13 protein-coding genes are annotated in these 15,931 nt (G+C 60.9%); 7 read left to right on the plus strand and 6 right to left on the minus strand.

The genetic code is table 11. The annotated features are described in order from the left end of the window. Positions 1-81: 81 nt before the first annotated feature. The 3 genes from gluQRS to C5P05_RS24050 all read right to left on the minus strand — a co-directional run bounded on the left by gluQRS (position 82) and on the right by C5P05_RS24050 (position 3,072). On the minus strand, positions 82-960 hold the full coding sequence (gene gluQRS / locus C5P05_RS24040; RefSeq protein ID WP_232834647.1) for a tRNA glutamyl-Q(34) synthetase GluQRS: 879 nt from the start codon (positions 958-960) through the stop codon (positions 82-84). Between the two features lie 75 nt (positions 961-1,035). Continuing rightward, positions 1,036-2,097: an NAD(P)/FAD-dependent oxidoreductase gene (locus C5P05_RS24045; protein ID WP_114972396.1), complete on the minus strand. Its 1,062-nt coding sequence runs from the start codon at positions 2,095-2,097 to the stop codon at positions 1,036-1,038. Positions 2,098-2,133: 36 nt separating this feature from the next. Then, positions 2,134-3,072: a LysR family transcriptional regulator gene (locus C5P05_RS24050; RefSeq protein WP_114972397.1), complete on the minus strand. Its 939-nt coding sequence runs from the start codon at positions 3,070-3,072 to the stop codon at positions 2,134-2,136. 119 nt (positions 3,073-3,191) lie between these two features. Here C5P05_RS24050 and C5P05_RS24055 point away from each other — a divergent pair, with 119 nt between their 5' ends. From C5P05_RS24055 to C5P05_RS24065, 3 genes are all read left to right on the plus strand, one after another. Next, on the plus strand, positions 3,192-3,893 hold the full coding sequence (locus tag C5P05_RS24055) for a pirin family protein (RefSeq protein WP_114972398.1): 702 nt from the start codon (positions 3,192-3,194) through the stop codon (positions 3,891-3,893). Positions 3,894-3,948: 55 nt separating this feature from the next. Next, the gene (locus C5P05_RS24060) at positions 3,949-4,359 is read left to right on the plus strand and encodes a DoxX family protein (RefSeq protein WP_114972399.1); all 411 of its coding nucleotides are present in this window, start codon (positions 3,949-3,951) and stop codon (positions 4,357-4,359) included. A 108-nt stretch (positions 4,360-4,467) separates the two neighbouring features. Beyond that, positions 4,468-5,022: a flavodoxin family protein gene (locus C5P05_RS24065; protein WP_114972400.1), complete on the plus strand. Its 555-nt coding sequence runs from the start codon at positions 4,468-4,470 to the stop codon at positions 5,020-5,022. Positions 5,023-5,041: 19 nt separating this feature from the next. Here C5P05_RS24065 and C5P05_RS24070 read toward each other — a convergent pair whose 3' ends face one another. Continuing rightward, positions 5,042-5,779, minus strand: a complete 738-nt coding sequence (locus tag C5P05_RS24070) for a sulfurtransferase (protein ID WP_114972401.1) — start codon at positions 5,777-5,779, stop codon at positions 5,042-5,044. Between the two features lie 68 nt (positions 5,780-5,847). On the opposite strand from C5P05_RS24070, the gene C5P05_RS24075 reads away from it, so the two are divergent. The 3 genes from C5P05_RS24075 to C5P05_RS24085 are packed head-to-tail and all read left to right on the plus strand — an operon-like array spanning position 5,848 to position 10,710. Further along, positions 5,848-7,824 carry a TonB-dependent receptor plug domain-containing protein gene (locus C5P05_RS24075; RefSeq protein WP_114972402.1) on the plus strand — a complete coding sequence of 659 codons (1,977 nt, stop codon included), beginning with the start codon at positions 5,848-5,850 and terminating at the stop codon, positions 7,822-7,824. 10 nt (positions 7,825-7,834) lie between these two features. Further along, the gene (locus C5P05_RS24080; RefSeq protein WP_114972403.1) at positions 7,835-8,770 is read left to right on the plus strand and encodes an ABC transporter substrate-binding protein; all 936 of its coding nucleotides are present in this window, start codon (positions 7,835-7,837) and stop codon (positions 8,768-8,770) included. Further along, the gene (locus tag C5P05_RS24085) at positions 8,767-10,710 is read left to right on the plus strand and encodes an ATP-binding protein (protein WP_114972404.1); all 1,944 of its coding nucleotides are present in this window, start codon (positions 8,767-8,769) and stop codon (positions 10,708-10,710) included. The genes C5P05_RS24080 and C5P05_RS24085 overlap by 4 nt, the downstream gene beginning before the upstream one ends. Here the strand turns inward: C5P05_RS24085 and C5P05_RS24090 are convergent. Beyond that, the gene (locus C5P05_RS24090) at positions 10,683-11,330 is read right to left on the minus strand and encodes a response regulator (RefSeq protein ID WP_232834648.1); all 648 of its coding nucleotides are present in this window, start codon (positions 11,328-11,330) and stop codon (positions 10,683-10,685) included. The genes C5P05_RS24085 and C5P05_RS24090 overlap by 28 nt on opposite strands. Before the next feature lie 35 nt (positions 11,331-11,365). Between C5P05_RS24090 and dnaE the strand changes: the two genes are divergently transcribed. After that, entirely contained in the window at positions 11,366-14,926 is a 3,561-nt protein-coding gene (gene dnaE, locus C5P05_RS24095; protein ID WP_114972406.1) for a DNA polymerase III subunit alpha, read from the plus strand. A gap of 58 nt (positions 14,927-14,984) precedes the next feature. Here dnaE and tolA read toward each other — a convergent pair whose 3' ends face one another. Further along, positions 14,985-15,923, minus strand: coding sequence for a cell envelope integrity protein TolA (gene tolA, locus C5P05_RS24100; RefSeq protein ID WP_114972407.1), 939 nt, complete (start codon positions 15,921-15,923; stop codon positions 14,985-14,987). Between the last annotated feature and the right edge of the window lie 8 nt (positions 15,924-15,931).

The raw sequence follows: 15,931 nt of genomic DNA on the forward strand, positions 1-15,931 counted from the left end.
ATAGAGGGGTTGGGGGAGTGAGTGGGGGAGGTGAGGAAATCAAGAGAAAACAAACCCAAAAAACTCAACCCAGTCAACCCCTCAAAAAACCATAGACCCCCGCCAAACAGAAACCCAAACCCCCAGCGCCTTCGCCACACTGCCAGCACACACCGGCAACCCCAAAAAACCAGCCGCGTTATTCAAAGCAGCCAGAGGATCAGACGTACCCATTGCCTCCGCCCCGTTCTGCTTGGACAGCTTTTCACCATCTACCCCCCGCACCAGCGGCGTATGCAGATAGCGCGGCGTGGGTAAACCCAAACATTGCTGCAACAGAATCTGCCGCGCCGTGTTGTCCGCCAGATCCTCCCCACGCACCACATCGGTCACGCCTTGGGCCGCATCATCCACCACCACCGCGAGCTGATAGGCAAAACAGCCGTCGGCGCGCTTGAGGACGAAGTCGCCGACCTCGGCCGCCACGTCCTGCTGCTGGGCACCCAGGCGACGGTCGGTCCAGTGGATGATGATATTTGCTATTGATTGAGTAGCTACTTGCGCAGGAAGGACGAGGGCTAGAGGCTGATTTGATGCATAAACATCCGTGCGCAGCCGCCAGGCCCGGCTTGCCTTGCCGTGCAAACCGGTGCGGCAGGTGCCCGGATAAATCAGCTCGCCGTGGCGTGCGCGCCCTTGGCCCAGGCTGCTCAGGGCGGTTTCAATGTCCTTTCGCGAACAGGCACAGGGGTAGGCAAGCCCGCGTGCTACCAGTTGGTCCAGCGTCTGCTGGTAGAGGCCACTGCGTTGGGACTGCCATACCGGCGGTGCGTCGGGGTGCAGTCCGCAGGCACTGAGTTGTTGCAAGATGACCTGATCCATGCCCGGCACGCAGCGCGAGGTGTCCACGTCCTCGATTCGAACCAGCCATTGACCGCCGTGGGCGCGGGCGTCCAGCCAGCTGGCCAGGGCCGCGACCATCGAGCCTGCGTGCAAGGGCCCGGTTGGGGAAGGGGCGAATCTACCTGTGTACGTGCCCCCCACCTTGCCACTCCTTTAGACGACAGCCAGCGCCAGCTCCAGACCCGAGACAAACGCGTTTTCGACCCGTTGGCCCAGGCACCAGTCGCCGCAGACGCCGATGCCGGCTTTGGCATCCCACAAATGGGATTTGCCCAGCGGTTTGACCGTCTGGGCATACAGCCAGCGCTGGGTGTCCACGTGGGCGGGCTCGGCCCGGATGCCGGTGACTTCAGAAAAGGCTTTCAGCAGCTTGGCCTGTACGCGCGTGGCATCGTCTTCCAGATGCTCTTGCGACCAGGCGGCACTGGCCTGCACGGTCCAGCGTTCCACGATGCTGCGCCCCGGCTTGCTTGATTCGCGCGCCAGCCAGGCAATGCGGTGGTGCGTGCTGCGGGCGGCATTCCACTGCGGCCCCAGCGTGGTCAGGCCCGGCTGCACGGCTTGGGGAAACGCCAGCATCAAGGTCCAGCAGGGGGAAACTTTTACCTTGTCGATTTGCTTCACCATCCGGTCGAATTTCTGTGCTGTTTGCAGCAGCACGCGCGTCTGCTCCGCCGGCATGGCCAGCAGCACGGAATCGAAACCTGAAAACACATGCTGCGCGTCGGCCGGCCCCTCGGTGCGCAGCTGCCAGCGCTGGGGTTGCAGGGCATCGCGCTCCAGGTGCGTAACCCGGGTTTCCAGCTCGACGTTGTGCTGCTCCATCAGCGGCAGAGCCCAGCGACTGGTCAGCGCGTTCATGCCCGGGGCGGGCACCCAGTGAGCTTCCTGCGGGGGCAGGGTGGCACTGGCCACGCGGCCACGTTCGTCCAGCACCTGCACGGTGTTGGCACTCCAGCGTTTGCACAGGTCTGGCACAGTGTCCAGCGCCTGCCTAAAGCGCGGGTCGCGCACGGTGAAATACTGTGTTCCGTGGTCAAACGTACCAAAAGCGCTGTTGCGTGTCGCCATGCGCCCGCCAATGCCACCGCTTTTCTCGAACACCGTAACCCTGTGGCCCGCCTGCACCAAGGTGCGGGCGCAGGCAACCCCCGCCATGCCCGCCCCGACGACGGCGAAATGTTTTTGTTCGGGTTTGGATTTGGATTTGGTCATGAACGGTGTCTCCAGGGTTGTTGTATGGCTTGCACTTTACACGCCTCGGTGCCGCTCCAGCAAAGCGGCGCGTGTCGCGGCACTTTCCAGCTGTTGCAACCACCAGGTCAGCGCGCGGCCATGGCCCAGCTTGGCGACACTGCGCCAGGCATAGTTGAGTCGCACAACGCGTTGGGGGCGCACCAATTTTTTGACCACCAGGCGACCGGTTTCAATGTAGGCGCGGGCCATGCATTCGGGCACAAAGCCGCTGCCCAGGCCGCGTAACTGGGCATCGAGTTTGTCCTTCATGGTGGCCACGGTGAATACGTCCTGCCCGCCCAGCAAGCCAAAGGTCATGCCGCGGCCGCGGGCGATGGTATCGGCGACTGCCACGGCCCGGTGTTGCCGGACCACGTCGTCTTTCAGCGGCTCGGGCGCGCTGGCCAGCGGATGATGCGGCGCCACGGCGTAAACAAAGCTCACATCGCCCAGGGGTTTGCCATGAATGCCGGCGTAGGTGGTTGATTCGGCTACGCCCAGCGCCAGATCCGCCTGGCCGGAGGTCAGGGCTTCCAGCGTGCCGGACAGCGTTTCGTCGCGCAGCTTGATGCGGGTGGGCGGGTTGAGGGCATAAAAGCTCTCGCACAGCTCCATCACGGTGGCCTTGGAGATGATGCTGTCCACGGCGATGGTCAGTTGCGGCTCCCAGCCGGTGGCCACGCGCCTGACCCGGTTGGCGACGGCGTCGATTTCTTCCAGCAGACGCGCCCCCTCTCGCAGCAATTCGGCACCGGCTTCGGTCAGGCGGGCCTGGCGTGAACTGCGGTCGTACAGCAACACGTCCAGTGCGTCCTCGATCTGGCGCACGCGGTAGGTCAGGGCACTGGGTACCACGCCCAGGGAGCGGGCGGCCGCCGCAAAGCTGCCTGTACGCGCAATGGTCTGCAGCATGGCCAGGGCGTCTGGCGTCAAAACATCGCGGGCAGTTTGCACTTGTCACTCCTTTTGATTCGAATTATTTGAATGATGCCATCAAACAGGGTGGATTGCCAGCGCCCCGGACAGGCCTAAAGTTCAGGGCAGGAGTTCAAACAAACCTTGGAGTATTTGTCATGTTGACTGTCAGGAAATCAAAAGAGCGCGGTTATGCCGACCACGGTTGGCTCAAGTCATTTCACAGTTTTTCATTTGCCGGGTATTACGACCCGCAGCACATGGGCTGGGGCAATCTGCGCGTCATCAACGAGGACTGGATTGCCGCCGGCAAGGGCTTTGGCACCCACGGCCATCGCGACATGGAGATCGTCACCTATGTGCTCAGCGGGTCTTTGGCGCACAAGGACAGCATGGGCAATGTCAAGGCCATTCCACCGGGTGATGTGCAGCGCATGAGTGCGGGCACCGGCGTGCAACACAGCGAGTTCAACCACGCACCCAATGAAACTACGCATTTGCTGCAAATCTGGATTGAGCCCAATGTGAAGGGCATTGAGCCGAGTTACGAGCAAAAGACGTTTGCCGCCGCGGACAAGCAGGGAAAGCTGCGTTTGGTGGCCTCCCCCGATGGTGCTGACGGCTCGGTCACGATTCATGCCGATGCGCGTCTGTATGCCGGTCTGTTGGACGGCGCACAGACCGCCGAACTGACGCTGGCATCCAATCGCAAGTGTTACGTGCACTTGGTGCGCGGCGCGCTTAGCGTCAATGGCGTTGCGCTGACCACGGGCGACGCCGCCTTGATCGAGGACGAGCACCAGCTCAAACTGGAGAATGGCCAGGCGGCCGAAGTGCTGGTGTTTGACCTCATCGCTTGATCGTTTTTATATTTTTCTTTCCCGTCGAACTTTTTCAATCACAAAGGACTTCACCATGTTCGCATCTCTTCAAAACCCCCTGACCCTGGTCGGCCGTCTGTTGCTGGCGCTGCTGTTTTTGCCCGCGGGCATCGGCAAAATAACCGGTTTCGCGGGTGCCGCCGGCTATATTGGCTCCAAAGGTCTGCCCATGCCGGAGCTGGGCGCCGCGCTCGCCATCGTGGTGGAGGTGGGCGGAGCCCTGGCGTTGATCGCTGGTTTCGGCACCCGGTTCGCGGCCCTGGCATTGGCGGCGTTCACGCTGGTGGCCACCTTTGTGTTCCACAACTTCTGGGGCGTGCCGGCGGACCAGGCCATGATGCAACAACTGATGTTCTACAAGAACATTGCCGTGGTTGGCGGCCTGCTGGTGCTGGTTGCACACGGCGCCGGTGCCTGGAGCGTGGACGCCAGACGTCATGCTTGAGTGAGTTGGGGCGGACGACGCATGTCGTCGTCCCGCAGATTCTTGTTTCATTCACGGGGGGGCTGTGTTCAGGCCTTCTTTTTCCCCGCCTCATCAAGGAGATTTGACATGGCAAAAGTAGCAGTAGTTTTCCACTCGGGTTATGGCCACACCCTGCGCATGGCGCAAGCCGTGGCGCAAGGCGCCAACGCGGAACTGGTCACCATCGACGCCGAAGGCAATTTGTCCGAAGCGCACTGGAACACACTCAAGGCCGCCGACGCCATCATCATGGGTTCGCCCACCTACATGGGCAATGTGAGTTGGCAGTTCAAGAAATTTGCCGACGCCTCCAGCAAGCAGTGGTTCGGCGATGTCTGGAAAGACAAGGTGTTTGCCGGCTTCACCAACAGCGCCACCATGAATGGTGACAAGCACTCCACATTGCACTACCTGTTCACCCTGGCCATGCAGCACGGTGGCATCTGGGTCGGGACCGGCATGAAGGCCAGCAACGCCAAGGCGGCTCAGCGCAATGACCTCAACTACGTGGGCTCTTATGCCGGTGCCATGGCCACGTCTCCCTCGGACTCAAGCCCGGCAGAAATGCCGCAGGGCGACCTCGACACCGCCAAACTGTTTGGCAAGCGCGTGGCAGAGGTGACTGCCAGGTTCCAGGCTTGAAATGAGCCGGCGCGGACGCTCAGTCTTGGGTGACTGACAGGTCCGCGCCCAGCGTTCGCCGCTCGTCAAACACAAAGCAGCTGCCGTGGTAATGGGCACCGTCGGTCTCCTCGAAATACTTCAGAATGCCGCCTTCCAGTTGGTAGACATGCTCCAGCCCGGCCTCGCGCATCAGAATAGCCGCCTTCTCACAGCGGATACCGCCGGTGCAAAAGCTCACCACGGTTTTGTCTTGTAACTCTGCCTTGTGCTCAAGCAAGGCTTGCGGAAACTCGGTGAATTTGTCGATACGCCAGTCAATCGCACCTTCAAAGGTGCCGTGATCCACTTCAAAGGCGTTGCGTGTGTCCAGTGTGACGACAGGCCTGCCCTTGTCGTCCGTCCCCTGGTCCAGCCACCGTTTGACGGTCTGCGCATCCACAGCCGGTGCGCGGCCCGCAGCAGGAACAATGGCGGGGTGGTTCATGCGGATGATCTCGGTCTTCACCTTGACCAGCATTTTCTTGAACGGCTGATGGGCTGACCAGCTCTCTTTCGGCACGAGGTCGGCAAATCGTGCATCGGCCTGCAACTGGGCCACAAACGCGCGAACCGCCTCGGCAGGGCCTGCCAGAAACAGATTGATGCCCTCGGAGGCCAGCAGGATGGTGCCTTTGAGCTGCAGTCCCAATGCACGATCGAGCAAGGTGGTGCGAATCTCTGCAGCGTCAGGCAGGGCAACGAATTTATATGCGGAAATATTGAGGGTGTTCTTCACGCCCTGATTTTAGGAGGCCAGGCCAGAGTGTGAGGAGGTGCGGCTTGTTGACAAGGCAGAATCGGAGCATGTGCGCACAAAAAGTTACAAAACCACTGCTTAAACATTGTGTCGGGCTGATTGCCGTGCTGGGTTGGGGCAGCCAGGCCGCAGCGCAACTGCCCGATGCGGTTTCCGAGAAGGACTTCTTGACGGAAATGCCGATTGTCCTGTCGGTCTCACGGCTGCCGCAGCGACTCGACGAGACACCGGGCGCTGTCACCATTCTGGACCGCGACATGATTCGCCTGTCCGGTGCGCGCGACGTGGCTGACCTGTTGCGCCTGGTGCCGGGCTTCCAGACCAGCACCTCGTTTGAGACAACCGCACCCTTGGCCAGCTACCACGGTGGTTTTGACAGCTACTCCAATCGCATACAGGTGCTGATTGATGGCCGATCGGTTTACTCCCCTTACTTTATCGGCAGCATCGGGCCCGGTTTGCAGACCGTGGCTTTGGCGGATATTGAGCGCGTTGAGGTGCTGCGTGGCTCCAACTCGGCCGCCTATGGCGCCCGTGCCATGCTGGGGGTCATCAACATCGTGACCCGCCACACGGTGGATACCCTGGGCGTGCAGGCCGGCCTGGCCGGTGGCGAAAACGGCGTTCGCGATTCGCAGGCGCGCATCGGCTGGGGCATGGAGGATGCCAGCTACCGACTGACCGTGGACCGTCGGGCGGATGATGGATTGACGGGGGCCAATGGTCACAACCAGGTCAGCCGCGTCAACTTCCGCGCTGATTTGCGTGCCAATGCCAGGGATGAAATACAGCTGCGTGCCGGGGGGCTTGAAATTGAGGCCGGCAAAGGGAAATCCGGCAACGCTGACAATCCCCTGCGCGAGAGCTTTTTCGGTTCCGCTTATGCGCAGCTTGACTGGCGCCGCAGTCTCGGCGAGGACGAAGATGTGGCGCTCAGTCTTTCGCACACTGAAGAAACGTACCGCGATGCCTTCCCGTTTTCCCTGATTCCACTGGGTGTTGATGGCAGCATTGACATCGATAGCAGCGGTCGTTCGCGCAACGATTCCGCGTCCTTGCAGCATACCTTCCGCCAGGGTTCGACGCTGCGGGTGGTATGGGGTGGGGAGTTCCGGCGCGAACAGGTCACGTCCAGGCCGCTTTACAACACCGATGCGGCCTTTGTCACTGACTTCACCCGACTTTTCGGCAATGCTGAATGGCGCTTTGCCCCGGACCTGATTCTCAATGCCGGGGCGATGGCGGAAAAAAGCAGTGTGAATGGCGACAGTTTTGCGCCACGGCTGATGCTGAACTGGCACGTTGCGGAAGGCCAAACCCTGCGTGCGGGTGTCTCCAATGCTTATCGCCCGCCTAGCACGTTTGAAAAGTCCAGCAACGTTCGTTTTTCGTGGAATGGTCGACTGCTTGCGGTGCGTGTACTGGCCAGCGGCAATGTCCAGCCGGAGAGTGTGCTGGTGCGTGAACTGGGCTATATAGGGGATTTTCCAAGGCTGGGGCTCAATCTGGATGTACGTGCTTTTCATGAGCAGATCAGCGGTTTCATTCGGCAAAAAAATGACAATCCCGCGTTCCCGAAAGACTATGGCAACAGCGAAGATATTCCCATTCGGGGTCTTGAGTACCAGTTGAAATGGCGGCCCTGGCAGGGTGCCCAGCTGATATTCAATCAGGCTTATGTGGATATTCAATCTTACATTCCAGGTCTTGCGGTCGACTCCGCCAGTGCTCTGGCAGCGCCCAAGCTGGCCAGTTCAATCACGTACTTCCAAAAACTGCCTGGTGGTCTGGACCTGAGCCTGTCACATCAGGACAGCGGGACCGTGACGCTGCAGGGTGCCGGCAAGGATGGGCAGATGGCGATGACCCGGACTGACCTGCGCCTGGGCCTGCCCTTGCGCTTTGGCGCGAACCGGGGCGAGTTGGCCCTCGTGGTACAGAACCTGGGTGCGCCCTACGCGGATTTTTCTCCCAACTTCCAGTTTCAGCGCCGCGCCTTCGTGACTCTGCGGGTAGAAAACTGATCCGTCTTCCATGTTGGTGCGCTTGCGTTCCCTGATTCTCTGCCTCTGGCTGTGCGTTGGCGCCGCGACCGGTGTTTACGCGGCAGCGACGGTGGTGATTGTGAGCAGCGAGCGCAGCCCCGCCTATGTGGAAGCCGCGGAGGCCTTGGTCGGCGAACTGGAGCGCGGCGGCTTGCCGCGCGCAGAGGTGCTTCAGCTCACCGCACTGGAGTGGTCAACCGCGGCTCCTTTGAGTCCCAAGTTGTTCGTAGCGTTGGGTACCGAAGCCGCGAATGTGCTGGCCCAATCCGCCCCAGGCGCCCCCGTGCTGTGCACCTTGTTACCACGCAGCAGTTTTGAGCGCGCCTTGCAACTCAGCGGGCGCAAGTCCTCGTCGCAGTTTTCGGCTCTTTATCTCGACCAGCCCTTAAACCGTCAATTGGAATTGATCCGCCTGGCCTTGCCGGCCGCACGTCGGCTTGGCGTGCTGTGGGGGCCTGAATCTCATATCCATGCATCGGCGCTCAAGGACCTTGCACAGGCTAGCGGACTGGAACTGGAAGAGGCCACCGTCGGGCGTGATGAGCCGCTGTTTTCGAGCCTCAAAAAAGTATTGGAACGCGCTGACTTGTTGTTGGCGGTGGCGGATCCGCAGTTGTACAACAGCAGCAGTATCCAGAATATTCTGCTGGCTTCCTTTCGGGCGAAGGTTCCGCTGGTAGCTTTTTCTCCCGCCTATGTACGGGCCGGCGCTTTGTTCGCCCTGTACGTGACGCCGACACAAATTGGCCGGCAAGCGGCGACGATGGCCCGGGGTGTGCTTCAGGGCAAGGCGCTGCCGGCAAGTCCGGTCTATTCACAGGATTTCAGCGTTGCGGTGAACGAGCACGTTGCCCGTTCGCTGGGCTTGACATTGGAAGCGGATGCCTTGCGCACCCGCTTGCGAAGCCGGGAGGGCCCACCATGAAAATAGTTGATATCCGAAGCCGCATGCTGCTGGCAGCCCTGTTGCCAATGACCCTGATCGCCCTGTTGCTGGCGGGCGTGTTTCTGGTCTCCCGGTTCGATGACATCGACGAGGCGCACAGCCAGCGTGCCAGGTCCCTGGCCCGCCAACTGGCGACGGCCAGCGAATATGGCCTGTTCTCCGCCAATATCACCCATTTGCAAACCATTGCCAGCGGCGCCTTGCGTGAGTCCGACGTGCGTTCAGTTGCCATCGTGAATGCCCAAGGTCAAATTCTCGTGCATGCGGGTAAGCCGGGCTACACCACACCGCCGATTCTGACGCGGCTGGAAAGCGAAATACCCTATCCGGAGGCGCGCACGGATTTACTGGTGCAACCGATAGCTGCCATGGAGGTCAAACTTGATGATCTGTTTGAAGCCAAGGCGACTGGCGCGGTTGTGCCTTCGCCCTTACTGGGTCATGTGCTGATCGAGTTTTCACGGGAGTCGCTGCTTCAGCGCGAACGCGACATTCTGCTGGTGGGCCTGGCGCTCACCTTCGGTGGTTGGCTGTTTGGCGGTTTCCTGGCCGTGCGTCTTGGCCGGGGGGTTGTTCATCCCATATTGCGGGTATCCAGCCTGATTGAGCGCATCGGTCGCGGCGAATTGTCTGCCCGTGCAACGGTATTCCCCGACGACCCGCTGCGCGATTTGCAGCTGGGCGTGAACCAGATGGCGGAACGTCTCGAATCCGGTCGTGACGAACTGGAGCAGCGCATTGCGCTGGCAACACTGGAGTTGCGGGAGAAAAAGGAAGAGGCCGAGACCGCGACGCTGGCCAAGTCGCGCTTTCTCGCGGCCGCCAGTCACGATCTGCGGCAGCCCACCCATGCGCTGGGCATGTTCGTGGCACGGCTGGCGCAATTGCCGCACGATGCGGAGACCCGGCAATTGATCGGAAGCCTGGAGGCCTCGGTGCTGGCCATGCAGGATTTGCTGGATGGCCTGCTGGATATTTCGCGGCTGGATGCCCAGGCCGTGCAAGTGCAGCTTCGGCCCTTCGCGCTTGCCGATATTTTTGACCAGTTGCATGGGGGATTGACCTTGACGGCCGTGGAGAAGGGCCTTCGCCTGCGTGTCCGGCCGACCACGGTCTGGTTGATGAGCGATCCCACGCTGCTGCATCGCATTTTGCTGAATCTGGTCAGCAATGCCTTGCGTTACACGCGTCAGGGCAGCGTGCTGGTGGCTTGCCGGGTGGCGGGCGACGGCCAGAAGGCCCGCATTGAGGTGTGGGACAGCGGCATCGGCATTGCGCCGGAGCATCACCAGTCCATCTTCAAGGAGTTCTACCAGGTGGCCAACACGGAGCGGGACCGCAGCAAGGGCTTGGGGCTGGGACTCAATATCGTCGAACGCACAGCCCGTCTGCTGGGGCACCGCCTGACCCTGCGTTCCAGCCTGGGACTTGGCACGCGCTTCAGCATTGAAGTGCCGCTGGCACCGGTCGGCGTCAGTCTGGAGATACCAGGGGCCCATGAGGTCAAGGCCATTGGCGATCTTGCGGGTCTGGTCGTGTTGGTCATTGAGGACGATGTCCTGGCCCGTGAGGGTCTGGTGAGTTTGCTCGAATCCTGGGGCTGTGTCGTGGGGTCGGCTGAAGGTCTGTCAACGGCACTGCAGCAGCTTGAAAGTGGGCTGGTCCCTGACGTGATCGTGAGCGACTATCGTTTGCGTGACGGCGAAAATGGCATTGAGGTGATAGATCAGCTGCGCTTGACGGCAGGGAGGCCGATCACCGCCTGCCTGATGAGTGGCGATACGGACCCGATCCTGATACAGGCGGCCCGGGAAGCCGGGTTGACCCTGCTGCCCAAGCCGGTTCGCCCTGCCAAACTGCGCAGCCTGATTCGTCGTTTTGCCGCTGATATTCAGATCGACGGTGCTGACTTGGTGTAGCCATAATGGCTCGCCGCGAGGACGGCCTGGACACGGGTTTGGACGCGAAAGGCGCGCAGAATTCCGCTGACATGACTCTTGGTGGTTTCATCCGCGAGCTGCAGGATTTCACTGATGTCCTTGTTGGAGCGGCCATCCAGCAACAGATACAGCACCTCTTCCTGGCGCGGCGTGAGTTGGGGGGGCGCACGCCCATGTGACCCCTCCAGTGCAGGCGTTCCTGGCGCCGCCAGCACCTCGGCCGGCACATACACTTCACCTGCCAGAACCCGTTGCAAGACGGACAGCAAATCGTCGCTCATGCCGGCTTTCGTGACGAAGCCGGCGGCACCCCTGGCCAGCACCTGTCGCATGATCTGGGGGTTGACCGAGCCGGAGAGCATGACGATGGGCAGCTCGGGATGCTTCTTGCCGAATATGCCAAGCGCCTCCAGCCCGTTCATGTCGGGCAAATGGTAGTCAAGCAGCACCAGATCGAGATCGGGGTGTAAGGCCGCCAGCTCGAACGCGCGGGCACAGTGGGGGGCCTCCAGCACCTCGACCTGCTCGTCCAGCCCTTTGAGAACCTGGCGCAGGCCTTCGCGCACCAGCGCGTGATCGTCGACAACAAGAATCTTCAAAATCTTCTACCTGGCGCTTTCTTACAATACAAGCTATGTTTGTTCACCTGCGTCTCCACACCGAATTTTCCGTCGTTGACGGTACCAACCGTATCGATGATATCGTCAAGTCTGCCGCTGCCGACCGGCAGCCTGCGCTGGCCATCACGGACTTAAGCAACCTGTTTGGTGCCATCAAGTTTTACAAAGAGGCCCGCAAACGGGGTGTCAAGCCCTTGATTGGCACGGAGATCTGGCTGGAGGGTCTGGGCAAGGACGATGCCACCCTGTCGCGCCTGGTGCTGCTGGTGCAGAACAAGCAGGGTTACCTGAATTTGTCTGAAATGCTGGCGCGGGCCTGGACGCAGAACGCGGGTAAGGCGCAGGCCTCGGTCAAATTAGACTGGCTCACGGAGCTGAACGAGGGTTTGATCGCCTTGTCGGGTGCGCAGGCCGGGCCGGTGGGGCAGGCCCTGATGCAGGGTGATGACGCACGCGCCTTTGACGCCGCTTTGCAGCTGGGCGCCATTTTTCCGCATCGCTTTTACCTGGAGCTGCAACGCGCCGGACGTGCTGATGATGAAGCGCATGTCATCGCGACCGTGCAGCTGGCCGCGCGCATGGGCTTGCCGGTGGTGGCGACGCATCCGGTGCAATTCAGCCTACCCGACGACTTCGAGGCGCATGAAGCGCGGGTGTGCATTGCCGAGGGCGAGATCCTGGGCAACCAGCGCCGTGTGCGTCGCTTCACACGCGAGCAGTACTTCAAGTCTTCCGAACAAATGGCGGCCCTGTTTGCCGATGTGCCGTCCGCCCTGGCCAATACGCTGGAAATCGCCAAGCGTTGCAACCTGACGCTCGTTCTGGGCAAACCGCAGTTGCCCGAATTCCCGACGCCCCTGGTCAATGGCCAGCACATGACGCCGGAAGAGTACTTTCGCTACACCTCGCACGAGGGATTGAAAGAACGGCTGCTGCATTTGTACCCGGATTCGGCCAAGCGTGAGGCCGAGCGGCAGCGCTACGTCGACCGACTCGAGTTCGAGATCACCACCATCTTGAACATGGGCTTTCCGGGTTACTTTTTGATCGTGGGCGACTTCATCAACTGGGCCAAGAACAATGGTTGCCCGGTGGGGCCGGGACGCGGCTCCGGTGCGGGCTCGCTGGTGGCGTATTCACTGAAGATTACCGACCTGGACCCGCTGCAATACAACCTGCTGTTCGAGCGCTTTTTGAACCCCGAGCGGGTCTCCATGCCCGACTTTGACATCGACTTTTGCCAGACCAACCGCAACCTGGTGATCGATTACGTCAAGGATAAATATGGCAAAAATGCCGTCAGCCAGATTGTGACCTTCGGCACCATGGCGGCCCGTGCCGCGGTGCGCGACGTGGGCCGCGTGCTGGACATGAGCTACACCTTTTGCGACGGCATCAGCAAGCTCATCCCGAACAAACCGGGCGTCAGCGTCAGCCTGCAGTTGCCGCCACCCGACCGCAAAAAAGACGACAAAACCGTGTACGCCACCGACGAGCCGATTCTGGCCGAGCGCGAGAGCAAAGAGGAAGACGTCAAGATTCTGCTGGAGCTGGCCCGTAAGCTGGAGGGCATGACCCGCAACGTCGGCATGCACGCCGGCGGTGTGTTGATCGCGCCGGGCAAGCTGACCGATTTTTGCCCGCTGTACCAGCAGCCTGGCAGCGAGTCGGCAGTGAGCCAATACGACAAGAACGACGTCGAAGCCATTGGCCTGGTGAAGTTCGACTTTTTGGGCCTGGCCACACTCACCATTCTGGAAATCGCGCGCGAATTCATCATCAAGCGCCACAAAGGGCAGGAGAATTTTGCATTTGAGAACCTGCCGCTGGACGATGCGCGGGTCTACAAGCTGTTTTCCGATGGCAAGACCGAAGCGGTATTCCAGTTCGAGTCGCGCGGCATGCAGGGCATGCTGAAAGACGCCAAGCCAACCCGGCTGGAAGACCTGATCGCGCTCAACGCCTTGTACCGGCCCGGCCCGATGGACCTGATTCCGAGCTTTGTGGCGCGCAAGCATGGCCGCGAGGTGGTGGAGTACCCGCACCCGCTGGTGGCCAATATGCTCTCGGAGACCTACGGCATCATGGTCTACCAGGAGCAGGTGATGCAGACCGCACAGATTCTGGGCGGCTACTCGCTCGGTGGTGCCGACATGCTGCGCCGCGCCATGGGTAAAAAAGACGCGGACGAGATGGCCAAGCACCGTCAGATCTTCCGTGATGGCGCCCTGAAGAACGACATCAACGAGGCCAAGGCCGACGAGGTGTTTGACTTGATGGAGAAGTTTGCCGGCTACGGCTTCAACAAGTCGCACGCCGCTGCTTATTCACTGCTGGCCTACCACACGGCCTGGCTCAAGGTGCATTACACGGCCGAGTTCTTCTGCGCCAACATGACCGTGGAAATGGGCGACACCGACAAGCTCAAGGTCCTGTATGAAGATGCGCTGAAGATGGGCCTGACCTTCGAGCAGCCCGACGTGAACCGGGGCGTGCCCCGCTTTGAGCCCATTTCCGACAAGATGATTCGCTATGGCCTGAGCGCCATCAAAGGCTCGGGCCAGCAAGCCATTGAGGCCATTGTGGCGGCGCGTGAGGGTCGGGGCGCCGGCCCCTCGGGCGATGTGGTTGGCCCGTTCAAGAGCCTGTTCGACTTTTGCGTGCGGGTGGACCGCGGCCGCATCAACAAACGTACGGTGGAGGCCTTGATCAAGGCCGGTGCCTTTGACTCGATTCATCTCAATCGGGCCAGCTTGTTGGCCTCGGTGGACCGGGCCTTCGAATTTGGTGCGGCAGCGGTCGCCAATGCCAACCAGGGCGGCCTGTTCGACATGGGCGGCGACGATGACCATGGCTCCAGCACGCAGGAGCCCGATCTGGTGGATGCCATGCCCTGGGGCATCAAGGAGCGCTTGGTCTATGAAAAAACCGCGGTCGGCTTCTACCTGTCAGGTCATTTGTTTGACGAGGTGGTGCTGGAGGTGCGCCGCTTTGCCAAGCGCCAGATTGACGACCTGATTGACACGCGCGAGCCGCAACTGCTGGCCGGCATCGTCACCGATTTCCGGGTCATCAATGGTCAGCGCGGCAAACTGGCCTTGTTCAAGCTGGATGACAAAACCGGGGTGATTGAAGCCCGTGCCGATGAGGCGCTGATCAACGCCCACCGCAATCTGCTCAAAGACGATGAACTGGTGATCGTCATGGGCAAGCAGCAGGTGGACCGTTTTTCCGGCGGCATGCAGCTGACCGTGACGCAGATCTGGGACCTGGACCAGGCGCGTTGCCGTTTCGGCAAATACCTGCGCGTGGCGGTGAGTTCGAACGAAGGCGGCAAGGCCCCTGATGTGGCCCGCATGATCAAGGAATACCCGGCTCAGCGTGAAGTGACGGAGCAGGGCGAGGTGCTGCGGGGCATGAGTGTGCGCCTGGCGGTGGCGTGCCAGGGCGAGACCGGCGCCGCCTCGACAGAACTGCTGCTGGGCGAAGCGTTCAAGTTTTTCCCCACCAATGAGGCCCTGGCCGGCTGGCGGGTGCAGGCCGATCAGGGTAAAGCGGCCATAATTTATGAGTGAAATAGGGCTCTAGCCCTTGTTGAATAAGCGGAAGTAGCTACTAAAAATATAGCAAAATCTAGTCTTTGGGGCGGAAACTGATAACCAGCGAGTTGGGCACCCGTCCATCCACATCACGCGGCAGTTTCTCAGTCTTATCGATAGCCCTCAAGACCGCATCGTCCCACGATTTGTCGGCGCTGGGCTTGAGCAGCTTGCGGCTGATGATGGTGCCGTCGGGGGCCGTTTTGACTTCAACTTCGGCCATGGGGTTGCCGACAACCTCGTCGACAAACACAATGTTGGGCTTGATGCTGGCGCGAATGCGGCCTGCGTAGCTCGCTGACGGGCCGGACGCGTGCAGAGCCGTGCCGGTGGCCCCAGGTGAGCCTGTGGCGCCTGCGAGCCCGGTCATGCGCTTGATATTTTCCTGGCGCTGTGCTTCCAGTTTTTTGGCATCGAGTTGGGCCTGGACTGCTTCTTTGCGTTGGGTCTCCTGCTCGGTTTTCTTCTTATTCTCGGCCGCTTTCTTGTCCAGCTCGCGCTTGGCCAGCAGTTTTTCCTGCTTCAATTTTTCCTGTTCAAGTTTCTCTTCCTTGACCTTCTCTTGCTTGAGCTTTTCTTGTTTGAGTTTGGCCAGCCGCTGCTTCTCCAGGTCGTCCTGCTTTTCCTTCTTCAAACGCAGTTTTTCCCGCTCCAGCGCAATGTCGGCATCGGGCTGCTTGGGTTGGGCTTGTGGCGGGGGCGGGGTGGGCTTGGGCGCTGGCTTGATGACCGGTGGTTTCGGTGTTTCAGGTGGCTCGGGCGGAACTTCGACCAGCTTGGGCGCAGCTTGTTGCGGCGTGGCCGACCACAATTCTGCCTCGGCGGTGACGGTCACGGCCTCGCGCTTCCAGTGCACCCCCCAAGTCAGGGCTGCTAGCAAGAAAACATGGGCCAGCACGGCCAGCCCCAGCGCCCGCGTTAGGCCCGGCGTGGGCGGTGGCGCGAATTCAAGGCGGTCGGTCGCGGCGTGCATGCTCCGCC

Source organism: Rhodoferax ferrireducens (assembly GCF_003347515.1).
GTDB lineage: Bacteria > Pseudomonadota > Gammaproteobacteria > Burkholderiales > Burkholderiaceae_C > Rhodoferax.

Bases quoted from the DNA above. Each gene is read 5' to 3' on its own strand.
- C5P05_RS24055 (WP_114972398.1), top strand. From the start codon at position 3,192: ATGTTGACTGTCAGGAAATCAAAAGAGCGCGGTTATGCCGACCACGGT.
- C5P05_RS24085 (WP_114972404.1), top strand. From the start codon at position 8,767: ATGAAAATAGTTGATATCCGAAGCCGCATGCTGCTGGCAGCCCTGTTG.
- C5P05_RS24080 (WP_114972403.1), top strand. From the start codon at position 7,835: ATGTTGGTGCGCTTGCGTTCCCTGATTCTCTGCCTCTGGCTGTGCGTT.
- C5P05_RS24045 (WP_114972396.1), bottom strand. From the start codon at position 2,097: ATGACCAAATCCAAATCCAAACCCGAACAAAAACATTTCGCCGTCGTC.
- tolA (WP_114972407.1), bottom strand. From the start codon at position 15,923: ATGCACGCCGCGACCGACCGCCTTGAATTCGCGCCACCGCCCACGCCG.
- gluQRS (WP_232834647.1), bottom strand. From the start codon at position 960: ATGGTCGCGGCCCTGGCCAGCTGGCTGGACGCCCGCGCCCACGGCGGT.
- C5P05_RS24065 (WP_114972400.1), top strand. From the start codon at position 4,468: ATGGCAAAAGTAGCAGTAGTTTTCCACTCGGGTTATGGCCACACCCTG.
- dnaE (WP_114972406.1), top strand. From the start codon at position 11,366: ATGTTTGTTCACCTGCGTCTCCACACCGAATTTTCCGTCGTTGACGGT.
- C5P05_RS24060 (WP_114972399.1), top strand. From the start codon at position 3,949: ATGTTCGCATCTCTTCAAAACCCCCTGACCCTGGTCGGCCGTCTGTTG.
- C5P05_RS24075 (WP_114972402.1), top strand. From the start codon at position 5,848: ATGTGCGCACAAAAAGTTACAAAACCACTGCTTAAACATTGTGTCGGG.